This window comes from Pseudomonas sp. EYE_354 (assembly GCF_023148575.1).
Classification (GTDB): Bacteria; Pseudomonadota; Gammaproteobacteria; order Pseudomonadales; family Pseudomonadaceae; genus Aquipseudomonas.
Genome location: NZ_JAHXNQ010000005.1, coordinates 245,544 through 267,295 on the forward strand (window position 1 = coordinate 245,544; position 21,752 = coordinate 267,295).

General features: G+C 59.4%; 21 protein-coding genes and 3 pseudogenes. 11 read left to right on the forward strand and 13 right to left on the reverse strand.

All coding sequences use genetic code 11. The annotated features are described in order from the left end of the window. Window positions 1-129 precede the first annotated feature (129 nt). The 4 genes from KZX66_RS09270 to KZX66_RS09285 all read left to right on the forward strand — a co-directional run bounded on the left by KZX66_RS09270 (window position 130) and on the right by KZX66_RS09285 (window position 3,234). Window positions 130-786 (forward strand): DedA family protein, encoded by a 657-nt coding sequence (locus KZX66_RS09270; RefSeq protein WP_248078618.1) that lies wholly within the window; start codon window positions 130-132, stop codon window positions 784-786. A gap of 6 nt (window positions 787-792) precedes the next feature. Next, window positions 793-1,608, forward strand: a complete 816-nt coding sequence (locus KZX66_RS09275) for a M90 family metallopeptidase (RefSeq protein WP_248078621.1) — start codon at window positions 793-795, stop codon at window positions 1,606-1,608. A gap of 108 nt (window positions 1,609-1,716) precedes the next feature. Continuing rightward, entirely contained in the window at window positions 1,717-2,244 is a 528-nt protein-coding gene (gene ppa / locus KZX66_RS09280) for an inorganic diphosphatase (protein WP_248078624.1), read from the forward strand. Window positions 2,245-2,457: 213 nt separating this feature from the next. Next, window positions 2,458-3,234, forward strand: coding sequence for a S24 family peptidase (locus tag KZX66_RS09285; RefSeq protein WP_248078626.1), 777 nt, complete (start codon window positions 2,458-2,460; stop codon window positions 3,232-3,234). 397 nt (window positions 3,235-3,631) lie between these two features. Here the strand turns inward: KZX66_RS09285 and brxL are convergent. The 10 genes and pseudogenes from brxL to KZX66_RS09335 all read right to left on the reverse strand — a co-directional run. Continuing rightward, window positions 3,632-5,545, reverse strand: a pseudogene (gene brxL / locus KZX66_RS09290) (BREX system Lon protease-like protein BrxL); the annotation flags it as partial. Window positions 5,546-5,976: 431 nt separating this feature from the next. After that, window positions 5,977-6,213, reverse strand: a complete 237-nt coding sequence (locus KZX66_RS09295) for a hypothetical protein (protein WP_248078627.1) — start codon at window positions 6,211-6,213, stop codon at window positions 5,977-5,979. 332 nt (window positions 6,214-6,545) lie between these two features. After that, on the reverse strand, window positions 6,546-7,703 hold the full coding sequence (locus KZX66_RS09300; protein WP_248078628.1) for a glutathionylspermidine synthase family protein: 1,158 nt from the start codon (window positions 7,701-7,703) through the stop codon (window positions 6,546-6,548). 12 nt (window positions 7,704-7,715) lie between these two features. Further along, window positions 7,716-8,429 (reverse strand): DUF1190 domain-containing protein, encoded by a 714-nt coding sequence (locus KZX66_RS09305; RefSeq protein WP_248078629.1) that lies wholly within the window; start codon window positions 8,427-8,429, stop codon window positions 7,716-7,718. Between the two features lie 18 nt (window positions 8,430-8,447). Then, window positions 8,448-8,876, reverse strand: coding sequence for a DUF350 domain-containing protein (locus tag KZX66_RS09310; RefSeq protein ID WP_248078630.1), 429 nt, complete (start codon window positions 8,874-8,876; stop codon window positions 8,448-8,450). Between the two features lie 15 nt (window positions 8,877-8,891). Beyond that, window positions 8,892-9,566 carry a DUF2491 family protein gene (locus tag KZX66_RS09315; RefSeq protein ID WP_248078632.1) on the reverse strand — a complete coding sequence of 225 codons (675 nt, stop codon included), beginning with the start codon at window positions 9,564-9,566 and terminating at the stop codon, window positions 8,892-8,894. Continuing rightward, window positions 9,553-10,587, reverse strand: coding sequence for an ion channel (locus KZX66_RS09320; protein ID WP_248078634.1), 1,035 nt, complete (start codon window positions 10,585-10,587; stop codon window positions 9,553-9,555). Before KZX66_RS09320 ends, KZX66_RS09315 begins: the two co-directional genes overlap by 14 nt. 72 nt (window positions 10,588-10,659) lie before the next feature. Further along, a complete protein-coding gene (locus tag KZX66_RS09325; RefSeq protein ID WP_248078636.1) occupies window positions 10,660-11,220 on the reverse strand; it encodes a rhomboid family intramembrane serine protease in 561 nt (186 codons plus the stop codon). A 58-nt stretch (window positions 11,221-11,278) separates the two neighbouring features. Continuing rightward, window positions 11,279-11,977, reverse strand: a complete 699-nt coding sequence (locus tag KZX66_RS09330) for a PspA/IM30 family protein (RefSeq protein ID WP_248078638.1) — start codon at window positions 11,975-11,977, stop codon at window positions 11,279-11,281. A 17-nt stretch (window positions 11,978-11,994) separates the two neighbouring features. Beyond that, a complete protein-coding gene (locus tag KZX66_RS09335; protein WP_248078642.1) occupies window positions 11,995-12,576 on the reverse strand; it encodes a YjfI family protein in 582 nt (193 codons plus the stop codon). 369 nt (window positions 12,577-12,945) lie between these two features. On the opposite strand from KZX66_RS09335, the gene ycaC reads away from it, so the two are divergent. The 7 genes and pseudogenes from ycaC to KZX66_RS09370 all read left to right on the forward strand — a co-directional run bounded on the left by ycaC (window position 12,946) and on the right by KZX66_RS09370 (window position 19,706). Beyond that, window positions 12,946-13,578 (forward strand): isochorismate family cysteine hydrolase YcaC, encoded by a 633-nt coding sequence (gene ycaC / locus KZX66_RS09340; RefSeq protein WP_099584642.1) that lies wholly within the window; start codon window positions 12,946-12,948, stop codon window positions 13,576-13,578. 303 nt (window positions 13,579-13,881) lie between these two features. After that, a pseudogene (locus KZX66_RS09345) lies at window positions 13,882-14,166 on the forward strand (RHS repeat-associated core domain-containing protein); the annotation flags it as partial. 250 nt (window positions 14,167-14,416) lie between these two features. After that, window positions 14,417-14,529, forward strand: a pseudogene (locus KZX66_RS09350) (Fic family protein); the annotation flags it as partial. Window positions 14,530-14,603: 74 nt separating this feature from the next. Beyond that, on the forward strand, window positions 14,604-14,846 hold the full coding sequence (locus tag KZX66_RS09355) for an exodeoxyribonuclease VII small subunit (RefSeq protein WP_003176346.1): 243 nt from the start codon (window positions 14,604-14,606) through the stop codon (window positions 14,844-14,846). Next, on the forward strand, window positions 14,843-15,730 hold the full coding sequence (gene ispA / locus KZX66_RS09360; protein WP_017525996.1) for a (2E,6E)-farnesyl diphosphate synthase: 888 nt from the start codon (window positions 14,843-14,845) through the stop codon (window positions 15,728-15,730). The genes KZX66_RS09355 and ispA overlap by 4 nt, the downstream gene beginning before the upstream one ends. A 99-nt stretch (window positions 15,731-15,829) precedes the next feature. Then, complete coding sequence (dxs, locus tag KZX66_RS09365) at window positions 15,830-17,728, forward strand: 1-deoxy-D-xylulose-5-phosphate synthase (protein WP_248078645.1); 1,899 nt, start codon at window positions 15,830-15,832, stop codon at window positions 17,726-17,728. Window positions 17,729-17,807: 79 nt separating this feature from the next. Continuing rightward, window positions 17,808-19,706 carry a TonB-dependent receptor gene (locus KZX66_RS09370; protein ID WP_248078648.1) on the forward strand — a complete coding sequence of 633 codons (1,899 nt, stop codon included), beginning with the start codon at window positions 17,808-17,810 and terminating at the stop codon, window positions 19,704-19,706. Between the two features lie 153 nt (window positions 19,707-19,859). On the opposite strand, the gene KZX66_RS09375 is transcribed toward KZX66_RS09370, so the two are convergent. The 3 genes from KZX66_RS09375 to ribA are packed head-to-tail and all read right to left on the reverse strand — an operon-like array spanning window position 19,860 to window position 21,690. Next, window positions 19,860-20,660 carry a cobalamin-binding protein gene (locus KZX66_RS09375; protein ID WP_248078651.1) on the reverse strand — a complete coding sequence of 267 codons (801 nt, stop codon included), beginning with the start codon at window positions 20,658-20,660 and terminating at the stop codon, window positions 19,860-19,862. Next, window positions 20,657-21,076: a nuclear FMR1 interacting 1 family protein gene (locus KZX66_RS09380; RefSeq protein ID WP_248078654.1), complete on the reverse strand. Its 420-nt coding sequence runs from the start codon at window positions 21,074-21,076 to the stop codon at window positions 20,657-20,659. The genes KZX66_RS09375 and KZX66_RS09380 overlap by 4 nt, the downstream gene beginning before the upstream one ends. Next, window positions 21,073-21,690 (reverse strand): GTP cyclohydrolase II, encoded by a 618-nt coding sequence (ribA, locus tag KZX66_RS09385; RefSeq protein WP_248078657.1) that lies wholly within the window; start codon window positions 21,688-21,690, stop codon window positions 21,073-21,075. The genes KZX66_RS09380 and ribA overlap by 4 nt, the downstream gene beginning before the upstream one ends. Window positions 21,691-21,752 lie beyond the last annotated feature (62 nt).

A 21,752-nucleotide genomic window follows, 5' to 3' on the forward strand; every position in this document is an offset into this window, starting at 1 on the left:
TTTTCACCTCTCAATCCGTATAATGCGCACCTTTCGGGGTTGTAAGAAATGCGGCGTACAACTTGTAGCCTTATTACCCGAGCTTCCGCACAGGCCTGCTGAGCCGGGCCGTTCACACAGGTGTCATCCATGGATTTCAACCCGCTCGACCTTATCCTGCATCTCGACGTTTACCTCGACCTGCTGGTAACCAACTACGGTCCGTGGATCTACGCCATTCTGTTCCTCGTCATCTTTTGCGAAACCGGCCTTGTGGTCATGCCGTTCCTGCCGGGTGATTCCTTGCTGTTTATCGCCGGCGCGGTGGCGGCGGGCGGTGGCATGGACCCGGTGCTGCTGGCAGGCCTGTTGATGTTGGCGGCCATCCTTGGCGACAGCACCAACTACGTGATCGGACGAACCGCCGGAGAACGCCTGTTCAGCAACCCGAACTCGAAAATCTTCCGTCGCGACTACCTGCAAAAAACCCACGATTTCTACGACAAGCACGGCGGCAAAACCGTGACCCTGGCGCGCTTCCTGCCGATCCTGCGCACCTTTGCGCCGTTCGTCGCCGGCATCGCGAAGATGCCCTACCCGCGCTTCTTCGGGTTCAGCGTGCTGGGCACCATCCTCTGGGTCGGTGGCCTGGTGACCCTGGGCTACTTCTTCGGCAACGTACCGTTTATCAAGAAAAACCTGTCGCTGCTGGTGGTGTTCATCATCCTGCTGTCCCTGGTGCCGATGATTATTGGTGTATTCCGCAGCCGATTTGGCCGCTCCACCTCCGAAGCCAAGTCGCAGTAACCGACGATGTGGTCCCTCAGCGCCTGGCGTCGCCGGCGCCTGCTGGCCAAGCACCCGATTGCCGATGACACCTGGCAACGGGTGCGCCACCACCTGACCTTCCTCGACGGCATCAGCGCCGAGCAAGACCAGTGGCTGCGCGAAGCCTGCGCGATATTCCTCGCCGAAAAACACCTCACCGCCCTGCCCGGCGTCGACCTGCATCACGAACAACGCCTGCTGCTCGCGGCCCAGGCACAGCTGCCGCTGATGAACCTGGGCGACCTTGACTGGTACCAGGGCTTCCACGAAATCGTGCTGTACCCCGACGACTTCCTCAGCCCCCAGCGTCATCGCGATGCCAGCGGCGTGGAGCACGAGTGGGACGGCGAACACAGCGGCGAAGCCTGGCAGCAAGGCCCGGTCATTCTGGCTTGGCCCGGCGTGCTCGCCAGCGGCCAGTGGGACGGCTACAACCTGGTGATCCACGAACTGGCGCACAAGCTCGACATGCTCAACGGCGACGCCAACGGCCTGCCGCCGCTGCACAACGACATGCGCGTGCAGGAATGGGCCAGCGTGATGCAAAGCGCGTTCGATGACCTCAACCGTCAACTGGACACCGACCCGGATGCCGAGACCGAAATAGACCCCTACGCGGCGGAAAACCCCGCGGAATTCTTCGCCGTCACCAGCGAATATTTTTTCAGTGCCCCGGATTTGCTGATCACGCATTATCCACAGGTGTACGCCCAGCTCAGCCGCTTTTATCGCCAGGATCCCCTGGCCCGCCTGGCCCAACTGCAAGCGCACGACCTGCGCTATCAGCCACAGGACGAATGACTGTACGACGTCTGGCGCATGGCATCGTCGTCAGAATATGCCTATAATCGCCGCCACTTTTAGGCCAATCCGGCCATGTCATATGGCCAACTACGGGGGCAACGCCCAATGAGCTACAGCAAGATTCCGGCTGGCAAAGACCTGCCGAACGACATCTACGTCGCCATCGAGATTCCGGCCAACCACGCGCCGATCAAATACGAAATCGACAAAGACAGCGACTGCCTGTTCGTTGACCGTTTCATGGCCACCCCGATGTTTTACCCGGCCAACTACGGCTTCATCCCTAACACCCTGGCTGACGACGGTGACCCCCTCGACGTGCTGGTTGTAACCCCTTACCCGGTTAACCCAGGCTCGGTCATCCGCGCGCGCCCGGTCGGCATCCTGAACATGACCGACGACGGCGGCGGCGACGCCAAAGTGATCGCGGTGCCACACGACAAGCTGTCCCAGTTGTACGTGGACGTTAAGGAATACACCGACCTGCCGCCACTGCTGCTGGAACAGATCAAACACTTCTTCGAGAACTACAAAGACCTCGAAAAAGGCAAATGGGTGAAGATCGACGGTTGGGGCAACGCAGACGCCGCCCGCGCCGAGATCATGAAGTCGGTCGCTGCCTACAAAGGCTGATACCTGCTCCCCATTGCCCCGGCAATTGAAAAAGCCCCGAGTATTCGGGGCTTTTTTATGGAAGAACGTAAACGCCAAGTTCAACGCTTGATACACATCGTTGAACTAAGAGTTATAACTGAAAGATCAGGCCACAACTAAGCAAAAGCCTACACGCGCAATTCAACGCATGGTTTATTTGATTGGTTTTCTTGGCCAGTAAACTCTGCGTTTATGAATACATCAGGTGATCGTTTAAAAGCGCTATTACGGGAAGTGCATCTTTCCGCCTCCGACTTCGCCAAAAACCGTGGTGTCACGCCTCAACACGTGAACAACTGGTTCAAACGCGGCGTGCCCATGGGCCGACTCAACGAGTTCGCAGAACTGCTCTGCGTCTCCAGCCGTTGGCTGCGCACCGGCGAAGGCCCCAAACACCCACCGGCCAACTTTCTGCTGGAAGGCCCGGACACACGCAAAGGACTGCCCATCGCCCGCGAATCAATCGGAAAATACATCACAGGCCCCGCCTGCCCTCCGGAACCACTCGACGTGGAGATCCCCCTCCACCCCACCTTCACCTCAACCGAACGCATCCGCGTCTCCGTGCACACCCTCGACGCCCTCAACGTCAACCCCGACCGCGCGCTGGGCGCGTACATGGTCGACAACAGCATGATCGACATCATCCAACAAGGCGCCACCCTCGCCATCGACAAAGGCCGCACCCAAATCATCGACGGCGAAATCTACGCCGTCGAACACGACGGCATGCTGCGCATCAAATACCTCTACAACCGCCCTGGCGGCGGCCTGCGCATGCGCAGTCACAACGCCGGCGAGCATCCCGATGAATACCTGAACCACGAGGAACGCTTCGAACAAAACTTCACAATCGTCGGCTGGGTGTTCTGGTGGTCCACCCTCAACAACCGTCGGCCACCGGTGCCACTGGATGACCACCTTTTGGGCTGGGAAGGCTCTAAATCGGATCCGGAGGTGGGCAACTGAGGTGAATGTGGGTATCATGCGCCGCACATTTGGCAGGGGGTGGCTTTGCGCAATCCACCCTGCTCGGCGATGCGGAGGAGTTCCCGCGGATGCCCTTACTATTCAGCCCGACGCAATGTGGGCTGAGCGATTTGAAGGCTGGTGAGGTTTGTCAAAAACAAGCTGAGGCAGTCCCCGAGAAGCCGGCCACAAGCCGGCTTTTTAATTGTCCGAAATAATCCTATCCCATCCAAGAATCTTCCTGATAGCTTAGCTATTGCGGGGGTTTCAGGCATTCTCCTGTCCGATGGTGTTCAACGCCATTTGGCGCAGGGAAATCCTGGTGATAAGGGTGATCGCGTTCGCTTAAATAAGCGGACACCATCGCCCTTGATACGCAGATGACTTGACCGGACAGCTACGAGCAAGCTGTCGGATCAACGCGCACAAAGGTCACGCTGAATTCCTTGCACTGCCGGTGCTGTTGAAGCCTGTTGGCAAAGCTAAAAGCATCATTCAACTCAAAGCGTTGAAATACATCCAAGCCTCGGCCAAGCACGATTTTCCAGCCTGTGTCGGTTGTGATGTCACGGTCATGTTTGGCGCCGCTGGTGTCGTAAGCCCACGTAAACTGAATACCCACGCTTGCGCAGGCCTCTGCAATTTTTTGCAGGCTTTCGGTCTGTCGTTCGCCATTGAACTCATCTTCAACAGTCACTACATGCACAGCCACCTCGTCTCCAGCGCCTTGAAGCTTGCTGACTGTTTCCAGCAGCTCCATCAAGTTGCGCAACTGGTGGAACATACGAAGATAGGGATCTGTGATGATGATGCGCTTGGCGCTTACCAGATAGGGGCCAAACAACTTGTCAAAACTAAGTCCACGCTGATTTTCGTGGAAGACCAAATGCTGCTCTTTCAACACCGACTTAACAGGTACCTGATTGCTCGAGGGTGGCACTTGAGTAGCCGGAGCTACCTCGGTATGCGACACACCGTCAGCCTGAGATAAGTCTGCAGTAGAAACTTCAGTCGCGGTCCGACGATGGTACTGATTGGGATACTCATCCTCTTCAAGCGTGCTTACCAGGCGCTCTTGGCCGCCGGGCTTCAGGTAAGCAAAACGTACTGTCGGGTAAGTAGCGTCAATCCGCAGTAATTGATCCTTCACCCGCTTCCGCCCTTCAATTGCAGTGCGCAATACGTCTTCCACTTCGGCGGCTGTCGCCTCGCCATGCGGGTACAGGATCTTCATCAAACCAGAAAAGGTTTTATTGATGCCATCGCGGTCGCGCGTCGATATCTCGTCGGATAGCGTGAACTGTCCCTTGTAGCGATCTGAGTAGTCATGGCTACGAAGCGAGCGCAGGATCTCGGCCAGGTAGTCCACCACGAAGCCGTAACCACTGGAGAACATCTCGCCACGGATGACATCCACTTCCCATCCGGGAATGTAGCTGTGAATGCGGTCGAGAAAGGCTGAGTCGTGGAACTTTTCCGGCAGCGGGTCGAACAGGTCCGTGTGCTTAAGCATGTACGGCACGGTGTGATCGGTATTACCCACGAACACCATGCTGGCCTCTGCTCCCAAGGTTTCCACTCCCCGTGAGAACGACTTGTTGGCCATGTAGTTCTTCATGATGTCCACCAGCGACTTGTCCACTCGCTTTTGCTTGCCGGCGAACTCATCGAAAGCCACTACATCCCAGTAACCCACCAGGCCGAGCTTACCCGTACCGTTATGGACGAACAGCTTGGGAACTGTAACTTCGCCACCGGAGATAAGAATACCGTGGGGTGAAAACTCGGAATAAACGTGCGACTTGCCAGTGCCCTTCGGGCCCAGTTCTATCAGGTTGTAATTGCGCTCGCAGAACGGGATAAGGCGGATAAGCTGAGCGAGCTTATTGCGCTTGCCGAACATCTGCGGATTGAAACCCACACTCTGGATCAGCAGGTCAATCCACTCATCAGTGGTGAACTGCTTACGTGCCTCCAGATAGCCGTCGAAATCAAAGCGGGAAATCTGAATTGGCTTTAGCGAGGCCAGAATCCAAGGTGAGGCAGACTTGTCCTCGGTGTATTCATACTCCACATCCGCAATGCACCAAACACCACCCACCAGCAGCTTCTGGTGGGCCTTGACGGTGTTGGAGTCGATCAGCACCTTCTTGATGCCCAGGTTGGCGAACTCAGCCTCGTACACGTCATCCTTGTCGTTTAATGAGACGCTAATACGGTCGATAACCTTGTGCCGCCCCTTCTCCTTGATGGTCGAGCGTACCAGCCCTGCTTCGTTTCGGTGGACATAGTGCTTGCGCAGGATCTCCTTGCCAACGATCAGTCATAGCTAAATCTGCCGGTAAAAAATCTGCTGATATTAGCCGTTTTTGTCGGTTTTAATAAGGTTAAAGCTGCTTATCAGGATTGACTGACAAAATGCTGTGTCGCCAAGCTTCCTTTGGCAAGCCTCAGCAGCGGGTAGCTAAGAGCCGAAGGCATCACAGGACCGCTTAGGCTACAATTTTGCAAAAATATGGTCCCCTCAGTCTGGACGAAACCTCGAAGTGGGGGGACAAATGGGGGGACATAAATCTTTCAAGCCATAAGAACCGACAAAACAAGGTAGAAACTCGAAAATAACGCCGCCCACAAGCCGGCTTTTTAATGCCTGATAAATACCGTGACTCAATAGTCCAACACCTGTTGGACTATTGAGCAATCAAAAGCAGGCTGCGAGACCCTGCTCTTCTCCCAGCCGCGTTACGCGGGCTGCAAACACTCCACAGCCCGGTCCGCCACCATCTTCGCCATCTCCACCAAATGCATCACCGCTCTCTGCGGCGCAGCCAGCGGCTCCCCAATCACCTGAGACGTCGCTACCGCACACTGCAGCAACTCAGCCACACGCACCCAGGCATCTTCAAAGCTCAGTTCTTCATTGACAGTAAAGGGGTGGGTTGCAGGCGATGCGGGCGAATTCGAAACAACGTTATCCATAGCAAAACTCCAATCGATAATTTGGAGCTGCCACTTCCGCGACTAAACAAAAGGCGGCAGCTGTACGCAGGTTAGTCGACCGGTCGATTGGAAACCCGGCGCACCCGGAGGTGCCCTGCGCACAGCCACCATAAGATGCAGGCAAAGCGTTGCCTGACTAATGAGTTGCTTATGCGCCAATCGAATCCGGGCGACTAAACCCGATCACTGAATAACCAGTGACGATCCGCAGCCTAGTCACCCATTCCCGCTGGCGCAATGCGGTTGGGATTCTCTCGGAAACGTCCTGCAAATGAAAGAGATCAGCCCTGCTGGCCCTTTGAGCTGGGGTCTCAATCCAATATCAAATGCGGCAAAAACCGGCTCGAGTCTTTGGTAATCAAACTGTTGTCCTCGCGCACGCCAATCCCCGCCGCCTGATCGCCAATCACCCAAGAGCCGATCAACGTGTAACTGTCTCCAAAGCGCGGCAGCGGTGCGAACTCCTGAAGGATAAACGGCGCATCCGTGTAGGGCCCGTCCTCTTTCACCACCAGGCCGTCGGCGGTTTGCAGTTCGATGTTGGCGCCTTCCCTTGAGAAGAATGGCTTGCGCACCCAGCCCTTGGGCACCGCTTTGTCCGGTTCGGTGTCCAGGTGGGCGGCGAGCAGGTTGGGGTGGTCTTTGTTGAACTCCCACAGCAGCGGCAGGATGCCTTTGTTGGAGAGGATGGATTTCCAGGCCGGCTCGAAAAACTGGGTGTCGCTTTCTGCAATGGCGCTGCCAAAGGGTTCGTGGAAGATGAATTCCCAGGCGTGCAGTTTGAACAGGTGCGGGATCCAGCGATCCTCCAGATCAACGAATCGGCCTTCGCCGGTCAGGCCAATGTCTTCGATGTCGATGTGGCGCGACTCGATGCCGACTTTTTCCGCGACCAGGCGCAGGTAGTCGGTGGTGCCTTTGTCTTCGGTCGAGCCTTTCATCGAGGCAAAGTAGAACGGCTGGTTGACCTGCAATTGGGCAAAGGCCTGGTGCAGTTTGGTGTCGATGCTGTTGAACTGGTCGGCATGCTTGGGCAGCAACCCCCGCTCGATGCATTGCTCCAGCCAGCCCCATTGAAACGCCGCGGCCTCGTAGAGGCTGGTCGGGGTGTCGTAGTTGAGTTCGAGCAACTTGGCGGGGCCGGTGCCGTTGTAGGAAAAGTCCATGCGCCCGTACAGATGCGGATGGCCTTCGAGCCATGAGGTGCGGATCATGTCGAAGAAGGGCGCAGGAATGCTCAGGCGCTTGAGCAGTTCTTCGCTCTGGACCACGCGGGCGACGAGGTCCATGCACATGTCATGGATCTCGGTGGTCGGGTCTTCGAGGTCGTGCTCGATTTGCTTGAGCGTGAACTGGTAGTACGCGCGCTCGTCCCAATAGGGTTCGCCGTCGATGGTGTGGAACAGGAAACCGAGGCTGTCGGCTGTCTGTTTCCAGTCATGACGCTCTGCACAGTGGATCTTCTTCATGGCCCGCCGTCCTTAACTGCTCGATCCGCCGCCGCCCCAGCCGCTGCGTGCGCTGGCCTTGCTGCCGAAGCCGCCACGGGAGGTGGCCGACGCAACGGAGCTCGACTGGCTGGAGGAACGCAGAGTGTTGGAGTAATTGCTGCTGCCGTAGCGGGCCTGATTGGAGCGACCGAAAGTCGCGCCATTGGAGACGCGCTGATTAAGCGTCGAGTTGCCGTAGTTGCCGCGATCATCGCGATAGCGATACACCGGCTCCGAGCGGAAGCTGTTGCGATTACTGCTCAGCATGTTGCCGATCAGCAACCCGGTCAGCAGGCTGCTGGTGGAGAAACCTGAGCCGCCGCTGTTCGCCTGGGCGCCGCCCGCTTGAGCATTGGCAGCGTCGACCTGGGACTGGGTCACCTGACCTTCGGCAGTCAGTTCAAAACCGCCCAGCTTGGGGATGAACTGGCCATTGGAGTCCAACTGACACCAGCCGGCGACAAAGTCGGCATCACAATCGGCCTGGCTGGCGTATACCGGGGCGATGCGGCGATGCTCGGCCAGGGCCGTCATGTAAGCGTCCGAACAGACGTCCACCGGGAGTTTTTCATCGGCGCACTGTTGAACAGATTGGAAGTTGTACTTCTTCTGCAAATCGTAGGTTTTTTCCGTCGGGCCGCAGCCGGATATCGCCATGGCGACCGACGCAGCCAGCGACAGCTGGACGTACTTGCTTCGTTTCATCGGGAGCTCCGTGCGCAATCAGTTCTGGGTAGGCGTCATGCACGCGGCATTCAACATGCCGACGCTGATGGCCACGGCGGCCACATAGATGCCTGCTGCAAGTTCGCCTTTCTTGATGCGCTCGGAAGTACCTTTGAGCACCAGACTGGTCAGCAGAAACGCCAACAGTTGCACAACGGCCGCGATCACCGCCCAGACCACGAAGTCGAGGATGCTGATCGAATAGGCGATCACATTGCTGGCCGGGATGGCGAAACCGATGATCGCGCCGCCAAGGGCGACCGCGGCCGAGGTGTTGCCGGCACGGATCAGCTCGAATTCCTTGTGCGGGGTGACGCGGGTGTAAATGAACTGGAATAGCGCAAACAGCACGACCGCCCCCAGCAGGTACGTGACAAACCCGAACACCGCAGCTTTGTTCAGGGAGATGGAGAGAGCTTCTAGCATGGATGTCTTCCTTTTTTAGAGCGCATTCAAGTCGGTTGTGTACAGCGAAATGCCCAGCGACGTGCTCAGGCTGACGGTGCCCTCGGCGTCTTCTTCGACGGAGAACAACAGGAACTCCCGGCGATCGGTCAGGCCTGTGTCACGGGCGTATAGCATCGAGCGGTGCTCGACGCTGTAAGCATTCTCGGGATTTATCACACGCTCGCTCATGGCCACCAGCTCTGTCTGGCCGTCCTCGCTCCCCCACACGCGTGCGTATTCGACGCCGTTGTGGGTGTACGTCGGCAGCCCGATCAGGCTCTGTGGCCCGGCCAGCCGACGTACTTCAGCTTCGCTGCTGAGGGTGACGTAACTCAGGTAGTTGAACAGGATCACTGACTCGACCTGCCCGGCGATGTCGCCGGTGGTGTGCACCTGCAGCCAGTAATCTTCGTCGTTCATGTAATAGCGTGACAGCCAGGTCGACTGCCCGAGATCAACGGTGCCATTGCTCCAGATTTCCTGGGAGCCGGGGATCACCACGGTGGTCTGCCCATCGAGCAACAATTTGAGGCTCGTGTCGAACATCACGCCTTTGCCCGGCGCCAGGCCCAGCGGCCCGGTGCTCGGCAGCGGTTCGCCCATAGGTTGTTTCGATTGCGTATTCGTTTTCGGGGCCTCAAGCCCCATCAGCTGTTTAAGCCATCCCATTGGAGATTTCCTTGAGGCGGGTGGAGGCGATGTAGAAGAGTTCGCCACCTTCAACACGCGTGGCGCTGGGTGGGTTGATCGATGGCTGCTGGGCACCTTTGGCGCGATAGCCGATCAGGGTGGCATTGTGGCGTTCTTTCATCTGGGTGTAGAGCTCGCCGAAGGTGGCTTCAAAGGCCTCGGGCAATTTCATCAGGTATTGGGTGGCACCTTGACCCACGCACAGCAGCTCATTGATGACGACCGACGAGCCCGGATCCTGCGAGGCGCGCACCAGCATCTCGATGGCCATGCTCGAGGTGCATTCCAGGCTCGGCGCGTAGGAACTGGCCAATGCGGCAATTTCACTTTCATTGAAGTGGGCAACAACATGCCCGATCGGACTCAGTTGATTCACCGCCAGCACCGTGGCCAGGGTCAGATCATCAGAGGGCGTGCGCACCAGCACGCGCTCGGCACCGGGCACCCCTGCGCGCTGCAATAACGCGGTGGAGGACAGGCTTTCACCGCGGATGAACGCCGCTTTGCCCGGCATCGGGTTTTCTTCCAGGGTGCAATCGCAAATGACGATCAGGTTGTCATTCGAGGTCTCGTCCTGAAGCAACAACTCAATCACTCGCTCACTGGACGCGCCCTCCCAGCCAATGAGCACGGTATGACCGACCTTGCCGGTGAAATCGCCTTTGCCCTTCATGCCTTTTCTCCATGCATCGATAACACTGCTGGTGGTTTTGCCGATGGCTGCCGTCAGCAGCGCAATGCCCCCGAGCATGACCCAGGTGGCCACGAATATGCGCCCCGCCGAGGTCTGCGGCGCAAGGTCGCCGTAGCCGACGGTCAGCGTAGTGGTGAGATAGAAGTAAACGAACGTGGCGGGCGCGGTGAGGTGTTGCTCACCCAGAAACACCAGGCCCAGATACGCCGTGCTCAGGTGCACCCCCAAGGCAATGACCAGACCTGCCCAGCCGAAGCGATGAAAGAGGGAGGAGGCGTACATGCGCAGCAAAAGAAAAATCGACATTCAGTCCCTGACTCCGTGGGTACTTGATTCCTGGTGACGCCATCGCCTCGACGTCGGGATGCTCAAGTGCGTTCAGCCGGCATTAAACCTGCTGCGCGGCGTGGAGAGAAGTACCTTGGCCGCAATAAATCCGGCCAGTGCTCCAAAAAGATGCCCCTCGAACGAAACACCCTGACGCGGCAGAAAACCCAGGATCAGGCCGCCATAAAGCAGCGCGACAACACCGGCGGTTATCAGGTTGCCCCAGCTCCTGTGGAACCAGGCGCGTGACAACAGGTAGGCCCATAAGCCGAACACCCAACCGCTGGCGCCCACGTGTATGCCGGTAAAACCGAACAGCCACACCAGCGAGCCACCCAGCAGGATAATAATCGCGCTGACGGTCACGAACCGATGGAACCCTTCGATAGTGACCAGCGTGCCCAGTATCAAAAAGGCAATCAGGTTCGCGCTGAGATGGGCAAACGAGGCGTGCAAAAACGGTGAGGTGATGATGCCAAGCAGTCCCGGCAGCGTTCTTGGGACCAGGCCGAACGCCATGAGGCTGTAACCCGTCGCCACATTGAACAGCTGCAGCGCGACCATCACCAGCGCCACGCCTGCGATTGTCTTGAAACCCTTCAAGGCATTCATCCCGCCCTCGACGTTAAAAAAGAAGGGCAGACCCTGCCCTTCCCTGCCGCCACGCTGCTTACTCGGCCGACTTCTGCTTCAGTCGCTCCAGAATCGCATTGGCGCTGCCTTCGTTCGGCGTAATGCCGGCGTCACGCAGCTTGCGCTCCAGGTCGGTGCCCGTCGACGCTTCGACCAGTTCATCCTGGGCCTGCAACTCAGCGGCGCGTTGTTGCTGCTTGGCCTGCAGACGATTGAGCGTACCGACCGCGGTTTCCAGCTTGCCGTTGGCGCCACCGCTGGCGATGGAGGCGCTGACCTGAGCCTTTTGTACGCTGTCGCGCGCCTTGGCCATATCCACTTGCTGGCGCAGGCTTTTGATGCGGCTCTCGGCCTTGGTGATGTCCTTGCGCATGCTGTCGGCATACCCACCGAACTCGGCGGCCTGCTTTTGCTCGACGTCGCGCTCGTTGGTCAGGGTCGAAATAGCTTCGGCCACTTCCATGGCGAGGTCTTCACGGTTGGCCTGCAGGGCTGCCATCGCCTTGGACTCGAGGTCCTTGATCTTGGCGTCATACTCGCTGACGCGATCATTGGCCAGTTTGTGCTTGGCCATGATGCTGACCAGCTCACGCTTGGCGTTGGCCAGCGCGCTGTCGGCGTCGCGAATTTCCTGATCGAGGATGCGCAGGGCCTGTTGGTCGACGATCGATTCGCCGACTTCGCTGGCACCGCCACGCAGCGCGGTGAACAGTTTGCTCCAGATGGACTGAGTCATTGGGTACTCCCGAATACTTAATTGAAGAAACGTTCGAAGGCTTCGCTGGCGCGTTGCACGTTATCGACCAGGGTTTTCACCTCGGTCACGATGTTGGTCAGGCTGGAGTCGGAGCTCAACGCGCCAAACATGTTGTAAACAACTTGCCCGTTCGGCATCGACTCGATCCCTATCGACGACAGCGGGAACATTTCCCGGCTGCGCAGCACGGCGTCATTGAAGGCCGGTACGTCGTTGATGGACTCGACGTCGACCAGAACGGTGTCCACGATGATTTGCTCGCCCACCACCGCGATGTAAATCGGCAAACCTCCGAAGTCGTTCATTTCCAACTTGATGCTGGACTCGGAGCCTTGGACGAGAGAAAGCGAAATGTCCTTCGACACCACTTCATCCAGGGCCTGAAGCGCCGTGAAGAGGCGATCGATATTCCAGTTGGTACCTGCGCTCATGAAATTCTCCGACATGAATGAGCCAGCCAGAATCGGCTGGCGAAGCTGTTTCTCCATCTGCTTGAGCAGGCTTCGGTTTTCGGGAAGCACCCAAGTTTCGTGTTTCACGTAGCCAGCAGCCGCCAGGCCCGCGCGCATCTGCTTCATGTAAAAGCTCGATGGCTTTTTCGCGGACGGCTTCGAGCGCTCTCCCTGAAGGCTTGCTGAATGGGTACCGGGCCCGGTGGAGGGGCTCGATGGAGCGCTGCTGTTCATGGTTCTGACCTCGCTGTGAAAAACTCACGCGTGAGAAAATCTACAGGCAATGTTTGCTGCACTCAATAGCTCACGCGTGAGATTTTTTGTATTACTTTTTGGCTGCCAAAAAACAGTGGCTTTGGTACTCAATCAATAATTGTCTCTTCTGAGTTGACGGTATTACCCATTCCAGCCGATTTATCCGCCGCCAGCCGCCCTTTAATCTGTGCCCATGTTGAACGCAACGCCCAACCAACCTAAACAAAAAAGGATTCAACCATGAGCACGCCAACCTACAGCCGCTTGAACAAAGACGACGCCATCGTTCTGCTGGTCGACCACCAGACCGGCCTGATCTCCCTGGTGCAGGACTTCTCACCCAACGAGTTCAAGAACAACGTGCTGGCCCTGGCCGATCTGGCCAAGTTCTTCAACCTGCCGACGATCCTCACCACCAGCTTCGAACAAGGCCCCAATGGCCCGCTGGTACCGGAGTTGAAAGAGATGTTCCCGGACGCGCCCTACATCGCTCGCCCTGGCCAGATCAACGCGTGGGACAACGAAGACTTCGTCAAGGCGATCAAAGCCACCGGCCGCAAGCAAATCATCATTGCTGGCGTAGTAACGGATGTGTGCGTGGCGTTCCCGACCTTATCGGCGCTGGCGGAAGGGTTTGAGGTGTTTGTGGTGACGGATGCATCCGGCACGTTCAATACCACGGTGCAACAGGCGGCGTGGAGCCGGATGACGCAGGCCGGTGCGCAGTTGATGAACTGGTTCTCGGTGGCGTGTGAGTTGCACCGCGACTGGCGCAACGATATCGAAGGCCTGGGCAACCTGTTGTCCCAGCGCATTCCCAACTATCGGAACTTGATGAACGGGTATGCGGCGCTGACAGCTCATCAGAAATAAGTGATCCACGTTGCACGACAAGCCTGCCCTGAAAAGCAGGCTTTTGCGCATCTATGCAAGGACTTGCACAGATCTGAACGCAGGCCGAACAATGCTCCCTTCCTCCTGCCTTGGAAAGCCCCGTTTCCAAGGCGCAATGTCGCTATTTTAAGTAGCCCTTGCCCATCAGTTGACGCCGATTTTTACACCCTGTTCGTCAGCCTATTCTGATTTTCCCACCCGTTCATCCAGCCGCTTTTTGCTGCGGCAGACTCCGACGCCTTGCCCTCTGCCGAGACGTCACGGATGACCCACGCTTCCCACTTCGGCCCCAACGAAACCAAGCCCTACCACTACCAACTCGACCACCTCGGCACGCCTCAGGAACTCACCGCTCCAGACGGCGAGATCGTCTGGTCTGCGCACTATCGCGCCTACGGCCAAATCAGCCGACTCGACGTCGGAAAAGTCGACCACCCGCTGCGCTTCCAAGGCCAATACTTCGACCAGGAAAGCGGACTGCACTACAACCGCCATCGCTACTACAATCCGGATATTCGTCGTTACCTGACGCCAGACCCGGTGAAGCTGGCGGGCGGGATCAACGCCTAACAGTACGCGCCCAATCCTACGGGGTGGGTGGATCCGCTTAAGATGAATACATCACCGACCTCAAAGAGCTCGACCAAACACTTAAAATACTAAAAAGCTTTTTCTTACCTGAACGCCCCGAACTTCTACAGAAGCTAATTCACATAAACGAATCAGCAATAGCTAATAAAACGGGTATTTTTTCTATTTTTAATAGGCCACCACCGCAAAAAAACCATGCTGATTTTGATACCTGTTTCAAAATTACTCCAACGCAAGAGCCACACGACACCTGGCCGACCTGCTGGAAAAAACTGCCTGATCCGTCTCCCGGGAGGCGGCCGCAGCACGCGTTATCAGGTCAATACAGCGGACCGCTGACACCCCACTCATTTGCCCCCATCCCCCATGTCTGCTAGTGTCGCGCCGGTTTACCGTCTACCGGAATAGCCGCCATGGCCCGCAAAAAAGTTGCACTCGATTTCGAACAATCCCTCGCCGACCTGCAAACCCTGGTCGAGCGTCTGGAGAACGGCGAGTTGTCGCTGGAGGACTCGCTGACAGCGTTTGAGCAAGGCATCGGCCTGACCCGTGACTGCCAGAGCGCGTTGGCGCAGGCCGAGCAGAAGGTGCAGGTGTTGCTCGAGCGTGACGGCGAGTTGGCCGAGGAACCTTTCGATGCGGAACAGCCGGAATGATCGACGCGTACCAGGCCAGTAGCCAAGCCCGGGTGAATGCGGCGCTGGAGCCCTTGTTTGTTGCGCCAAGCCCGGAAATGAAGCGTTTATACGAGGCCATGCGCTACAGCGTGATGAATGGCGGCAAGCGTGTACGCCCGTTGCTGGCGTATGCGGCCTGCGAAGCACTGGGCGCGCCCGCCGAGCAGGCCAATGGTGCGGCGTGTGCGGTGGAGTTGATCCACGCCTATTCTCTGGTGCACGACGATCTGCCGGCGATGGACGATGACGATCTGCGTCGCGGCCAGCCGACCACCCACAAAGCCTTTGACGAAGCCTATGCGATTCTGGCCGGCGATGGCCTGCAAAGCCTGGCGTTCAGTGCCTTGCTGGACCCGCGCCTGAGCAGTGTCAACGCCGAGATCCGTCTGCGCATGGTCACCGACCTGGCCCTGGCCGCCGGTCCGGCCGGCATGGTCGGGGGGCAGGCTATCGACATGGGCTCGGTCAGCCTCAAGTTGGATCAAACCGCCCTCGAACACATGCACCGCCACAAGACCGGCGCGCTGATCGAGGCCGCCGTGCAGTTGGGCGCCCTGGCCAGTGGTCGCGCCGACGCGGCCCAATTGGCGGCGTTGCAGACCTATTCCCGAGCCATCGGCCTGGCCTTCCAGGTGCAGGACGACATTCTCGACGTAGAAAGTGACACCGCTACCCTGGGCAAACGTCAGGGTGCCGATATCGCACGGGATAAACCGACGTATCCGGCACTGCTCGGCCTGCAAGCCGCCAAGGCCTACGCCCTGGAGCTGCGCGATCAGGCGCTGGACGCCCTGCGACCATTCGACGCGGCAGCCGAGCCGTTGCGTGACCTGGCGCGGTATATCGTCGAACGCCGACACTGATAAAGGCCGCATATCGGCCAACTTCGGTGCTCTGCGTGGGCAGTTTGCGATGCTTGAGGTAAACTGCCGCCTCTTCTTATACCTATAACGATTCGCCTGATGCCCACGACGTTTCAAGAGATTCCCCGCAAGCGCCCGTCCACGCCCCTGCTCGACCGTGCTGCCACGCCGGACGGCCTGCGTCGACTGGGTGAAGCCGAGCTGGAAACCCTGGCCGATGAACTGCGCCTGGAATTGCTCTACACGGTCGGCCAGACCGGTGGGCATTTCGGCGCGGGCCTGGGCGTCATCGAGCTGACGATCGCCTTGCATTACGTGTTCGACACCCCGGACGACCGGCTGGTATGGGACGTGGGTCATCAGGCGTATCCGCATAAAATCCTCACCGGCCGCCGCGAGCGCATGAGCACCCTGCGCCAGAAGGACGGCGTCGCCGCCTTCCCGCGTCGCTCCGAGAGCGAGTACGACACCTTTGGCGTCGGCCACTCCAGCACCTCGATCAGCGCAGCGCTGGGCATGGCGATTGCCGCCCGTCTGCAAAACAGCGACCGCAAGGCGATTGCCGTGATCGGTGATGGCGCGCTGACCGCCGGCATGGCCTTCGAAGCGCTGAACCATGCGCCGGAAGTGGACGCCAATATGCTGGTGATCCTCAACGACAACGACATGTCGATTTCGCGCAACGTCGGCGGCCTGTCCAATTACCTGGCAAAAATTCTCTCCAGCCGTACCTACGCCAGCATGCGCGAAGGCAGCAAGAAAGTGCTCTCGCGCCTGCCCGGCGCGTGGGAAATTGCTCGTCGCACTGAAGAATATGCCAAGGGCATGCTGGTGCCCGGCACCCTGTTCGAAGAGCTGGGCTGGAACTACATCGGCCCGATCGACGGTCATGACCTGCCGACGCTGATCGCTACGTTGCGCAATATGCGTGACCTCAAGGGCCCGCAATTCCTGCATATCGTCACCAAAAAGGGCAAAGGCTTCGCCCCGGCGGAAGTCGACCCGATCGGTTACCACGCGATCACCAAGCTGGAACCGCTCGACGCCCCCGCCGCTGCGCCGAAAAAGCCCAGCGGGCCGAAGTACTCCGGCGTGTTCGGCGAATGGCTGTGTGACATGGCCGCTGCCGACCCGCGCCTGGTAGGCATCACCCCGGCGATGAAGGAAGGCTCCGATCTGGTGGCCTTCAGCGAGCGTTTCCCACTGCGCTACTTCGACGTGGCGATTGCCGAGCAACACGCGGTGACCTTCGCGGCCGGTATGGCCTGTGAAGGCGCAAAACCGGTGGTGGCGATCTACTCTACCTTCCTGCAACGCGGTTACGACCAGCTCGTACACGATGTGGCGGTACAGAACCTCGACGTGCTGTTCGCCATCGACCGCGCTGGCCTGGTGGGCGAAGACGGCCCGACCCACGCCGGCAGTTTCGACCTGTCTTACCTGCGTTGCATCCCCGGCATGCTGGTGATGACACCGAGCGACGAGAACGAACTGCGCAAGATGCTCAGCACCGGCCACCTGTACAACGGCCCGGCTGCAGTGCGTTACCCACGCGGCAATGGCCCGAATGCGCAGATCGAAAAAGACCTGGAGCCGATCGAGATCGGCAAGGGCATCGTGCGACGCCAGGGCAGCAAGGTCGCCTTCCTGGTGTTCGGCGTGCAACTGGCCGAAGCACTGCAAGTGGCCGAGAAGATCGACGCCACCGTGATCGACATGCGTTTCGTCAAACCATTGGATGAGGCCTTGGTCCGCGAGATCGCCGGCGGCCATGAGCTGCTGGTGACCGTCGAAGAAAACGCCATCATGGGCGGTGCCGGTGCGGCGGTCAGTGAGTTCCTGGCGCGGGAGAACATCCTCAAGTCGGTGCTGCACCTGGGCTTGCCGGATGTCTACGTGGAACACGCCAAACCGGCGCAGATGCTGGCGGAGTGTGGACTGGATGAAGCCGGAATCGAGGCTTCGGTGCGCGAGCGCATGGCGCTGCTGGGTCTATAGAAACCGAATCAACCTGTGGGGAGGGGCAAGCCCTTCTCACGGTGGATTTTGTGTCACCCTCAACCGCCATGGACCGCCCATGAAACATCTGCGCCTCGCCCTTCCCCTGCTGTTGCTGCTGCCCGCCCCTGAATTGCTCGCCGACACCCGCGACGACGCCCTTAAACTCCCCGATGTGGTCATCAGCGCCAACCGCCAGGTACAGGCGCGCAACGACAGCAGCGCCGCCAATAGTGTGTTTACCCGCGAAGACATCGACCGCCTGCAACCGACCAGCCTCACCGACCTGCTCGGCCGCGTACCCGGCGTACAAGTAGCGCCCACCGGCGGGCGTGGCAGCTTGCCGGGGATTTACCTGCGCGGCACCAAGTCCGCGCAAAGCCTGGTGCTGGTGGACGGCCAACGCATCGCCAATACCACGTCCGGCGACAGCGGCCTGCAGTACCTGAACGTCGACCAGATCGAACGCGTGGAAGTGCTGCGCGGGTCACGCTCGGTGATCTACGGCAGCGATGCGATCGGCGGGGTGATCCAGGTGTTCACCCGGCGCAACGCCGAACAGGGCCTGCAGCCGCGGCTGAAGCTGGGGGCTGGCAGCCGCCAGACCTGGGAGCGCAGCGTGGGGCTGTCGGGCGGCGATGAAGACACGCGCTTCAACCTGGGTGCAAGCCTGGATGACACCGCCGGAATCAACTCAACCCGCCAATCCTTCCCCAGCGACGGCGACCATGACGCCTACCGTAACCAGTCGCTGAGCCTGAACCTCAGCCATGCGTTCAATGATGCGCTGGCAGCGGGTTTCAACCTGTTGGATAGCCGAGGCAAGTCGGAATACGACAACAGCTTCGGCCGCTACGACGCCGCCAGCGGGCAAACAGTGGGGCAAAAACCGTATACCGACTACGCCGTGAGCAGCGCCAGCGGTTATGTCGACGCCACACTCACTGAACGCTGGCAGTCGCGCCTCGAGCTGGGCCACAGCGAGAACCGCGACACCAAGCGCGATACCCTCAGCGATGATTTCAGCGTCTTCAACACCTACCGCGACTCGGTCAATTGGCAGAACGATCTGACGCTGAATGAGCAGAACAGCTTGATCCTGGGCGGCGACTGGTACGAAGACCGCTTTCACGGCTCCACCACTTTCAGTGAGAACAGCCGCTGGAACCGCGCCGCCTTTGTGCAGCACCGCTTCCACAGCGAGTGGTTCTCCACCGAGCTGGGCCTGCGCCGCGACCAGAACCAACAGTTCGGCGGCCAGAATAGCTGGAGTGGCACCCTGACCGTGCCGGTCAACCCCGACAATGACCTGCTGCTGACCTACAGCGAAGGCTTTCGCGCGCCGACCTTCAACGACCTGTATTACCCGGACACGAAATACAGCAACCCCAACCTGCAGCCCGAAACCTCAAAAAGCTACGAGCTGCAATGGCGCAGTCAGCTGACCGACAGCACGCACCTGGAAGCCTCGCTGTACCGCACCGACCTGAGCGACGCGATCATCCTCGACAGCAGCGGCAAGCCGCAGAACGTGGCGTCGGCGCGCATCAATGGCTTTGAAGCGGCGCTCAAGCAGACGTTATTCGGCTGGCAGGGCAACCTCGGGCTTTCGATCATCGACCCGCGTGACCGCGACAGCGGCCATACCCTGGCCCGCCGCGCACGGCGCACGTTGAGCCTGGACCTGGACCGGCAATTCGACAGATTCGGGGTGGGCGCCAGCTGGCAGGCAATCAGCCGCAGCTATGACGACGAAGACAACCGCAACCGTCTGGGCGGCTATGCGCTGCTCGGTCTGCGCAGCAGCTGGGCAATCAATCATGACGTCAGTGTGTCGTTGAAAGTCGACAACCTGCTGGACCGCCGCTATGCGCGGGCCCGCTACAGCTATGACGCAGCGGACTTTTCCAACAACCACGACTACCGCGAAGAGGGGCGCACCTGGCTGTTGGGGCTCACGTGGACGCCCCACCTGTAGCGACTCGACTCAATAGACCTGGCGCATAGGTTCGTTGTCGCTCAGGTAACCCGCTTTGATTGCCTCGGCACAGGTGATGAAGCCGTCCGCGCGCCTGTCGGTGAAGCCGACGTTCAGGTCTTAATAACCGGTCGGAAAATGCCCAGGCTCAGGCTAGCGCTGTGGTGCAATCAATTGGCACAGCTTCGCCACTGCCTCCACCATCTGAGCGCTCGGCCGCTCCAGGCCTTTGTCCGGCACCTGCAGTAATCGCCCGGTCGCAACCGCGCTCACTTGGGGCCAGGCCTTCCAGGCATCCAGCTGTGGCTGATCTGCGGCCAGGATGACCTCGGGATCACGCTGCAACACCGACTCGAGGTTGACCTGCGGCGCAGGCAGCGCGAGGTCGTCGAACACGTTGCGCGCACCGCAGACCGTCAACGCATCGCTGATGATCTGCCCACCACCAACGGTGTAGAGCGGCTGGTCCCACACTTGGTAAAACACCCGCAACGGCGCGGCGCGCTGATAACGTCGGCGCAACTCGGCCAGGCGCTGGCGCAGTTGGGCGGCCAACTGGCGACCGGCATCGGCCCGATTCAGCTGTTGGGCAATGGCTTCGACCTGAGTGGCCAGTTGTTCAAGGCTATGGGGTTCAGCCACGTAGACGGGGATATTCAGGCGTTGCAACTGCTCACGCTGGGCCGGGCCGAGGCTGCCGGGCCACAGCAGGATCAAGTCGGGCTTGAGGCTGAGCAGGCGCTCGATGTTCAACTGGCCGTATCGGCCCACCGACGGCACCTGCGTCAACGCGGCCGGCCGCTCACCGCCATCGAGCACGCCCACCAGCAGGTCGGCGGCCCCCAGTTCAAGCACAATTTCCGACAGCGACGGCGCCAGGCTCACCACCCGCTCCGCGGCCGAGGCCTGGGCACTCGTTGCCAGCAGCAGAACCGCCAGCCAGTGGCGCCTCATCCCAACTGACGCGGGATACGGTAGAGGTAAAACAGCACCATCGTCGACAGCGCCAGCAAGAACAACGGCACCGCTTCCAGACCGACAAACACGGCCAGCGCGCCGATCCAGGCCGGTAGCGCCGCCACCAGCAACGCCGTGCGCCGACGTGCTGCCAGGGTAATCCAGGCAGCCGGTTCTTCGGGGGTATCGAGGGCTTTGGAGGTGGCGATGAGTGCGTGTTTATAGCCGTTGAAGTAGCGCAGGCTGACAAACATCGAAGCCACGCCGGCGATAAAGAACGGCATGGCCAACACCGGCAGCAGCGCTTCGCCGCGGCCAAACACCAGATTGATCACGAACAATGGCAGCAGCGCCAGGGCCAGATACTGCCACCAGTTGAACGACAGTCGCCGCTTGACCTGACCACGGGTCACGCGCGGTCGACCTCGCCTTGATGCTCGTTGCCCATCATGTGGTCGAGCTTGCTGGCTTTGGTGGCCAGGTAGAGTTTGTTGTGGGGGTTGTGCCCGGTGTGCAGCGGCACGCGCTCGGCCACGGTAATGCCCATGTCGGTCAAGGCTTTGACCTTGCGCGGGTTGTTGGTCATCAGGCGCAGGGATTTGACCCCCAGGTGCTCCAGCATCGGCAGGCAGATCCCATAGTCGCGCTGATCGGCGGCAAAGCCCAGGCGCTCATTGGCCTCGACCGTATCGGCGCCGCCGTCTTGCAGTTCGTAGGCGCGAATCTTGTTCAACAGGCCAATGCCACGACCTTCCTGACGCAAATACAGCAGCACGCCACGGCCTTCATGGGCGATGGCGCGCATGGCGGCTTCCAGCTGCGAGCCGCAGTCACAGCGCTGGCTGAACAGCGCATCACCGGTCAGGCACTCGGAGTGCACACGCCCCAACACCGGCGCGCCATCCGCGATATCGCCCAGGCTGAGCACGACGTGCTCGCGACCGGTGGCTTCTTCGAGAAAGCCGTTCATGGTGAACGTGGCAAAAGGGGTAGGCAGCTTGGAAGCAGCGACGAAAACGACGGGCACCGTGTGCTCCTGATTTCAGATTTCACAGAGGCGGGCATTGTAACAGCAGGTTCCTACAGACG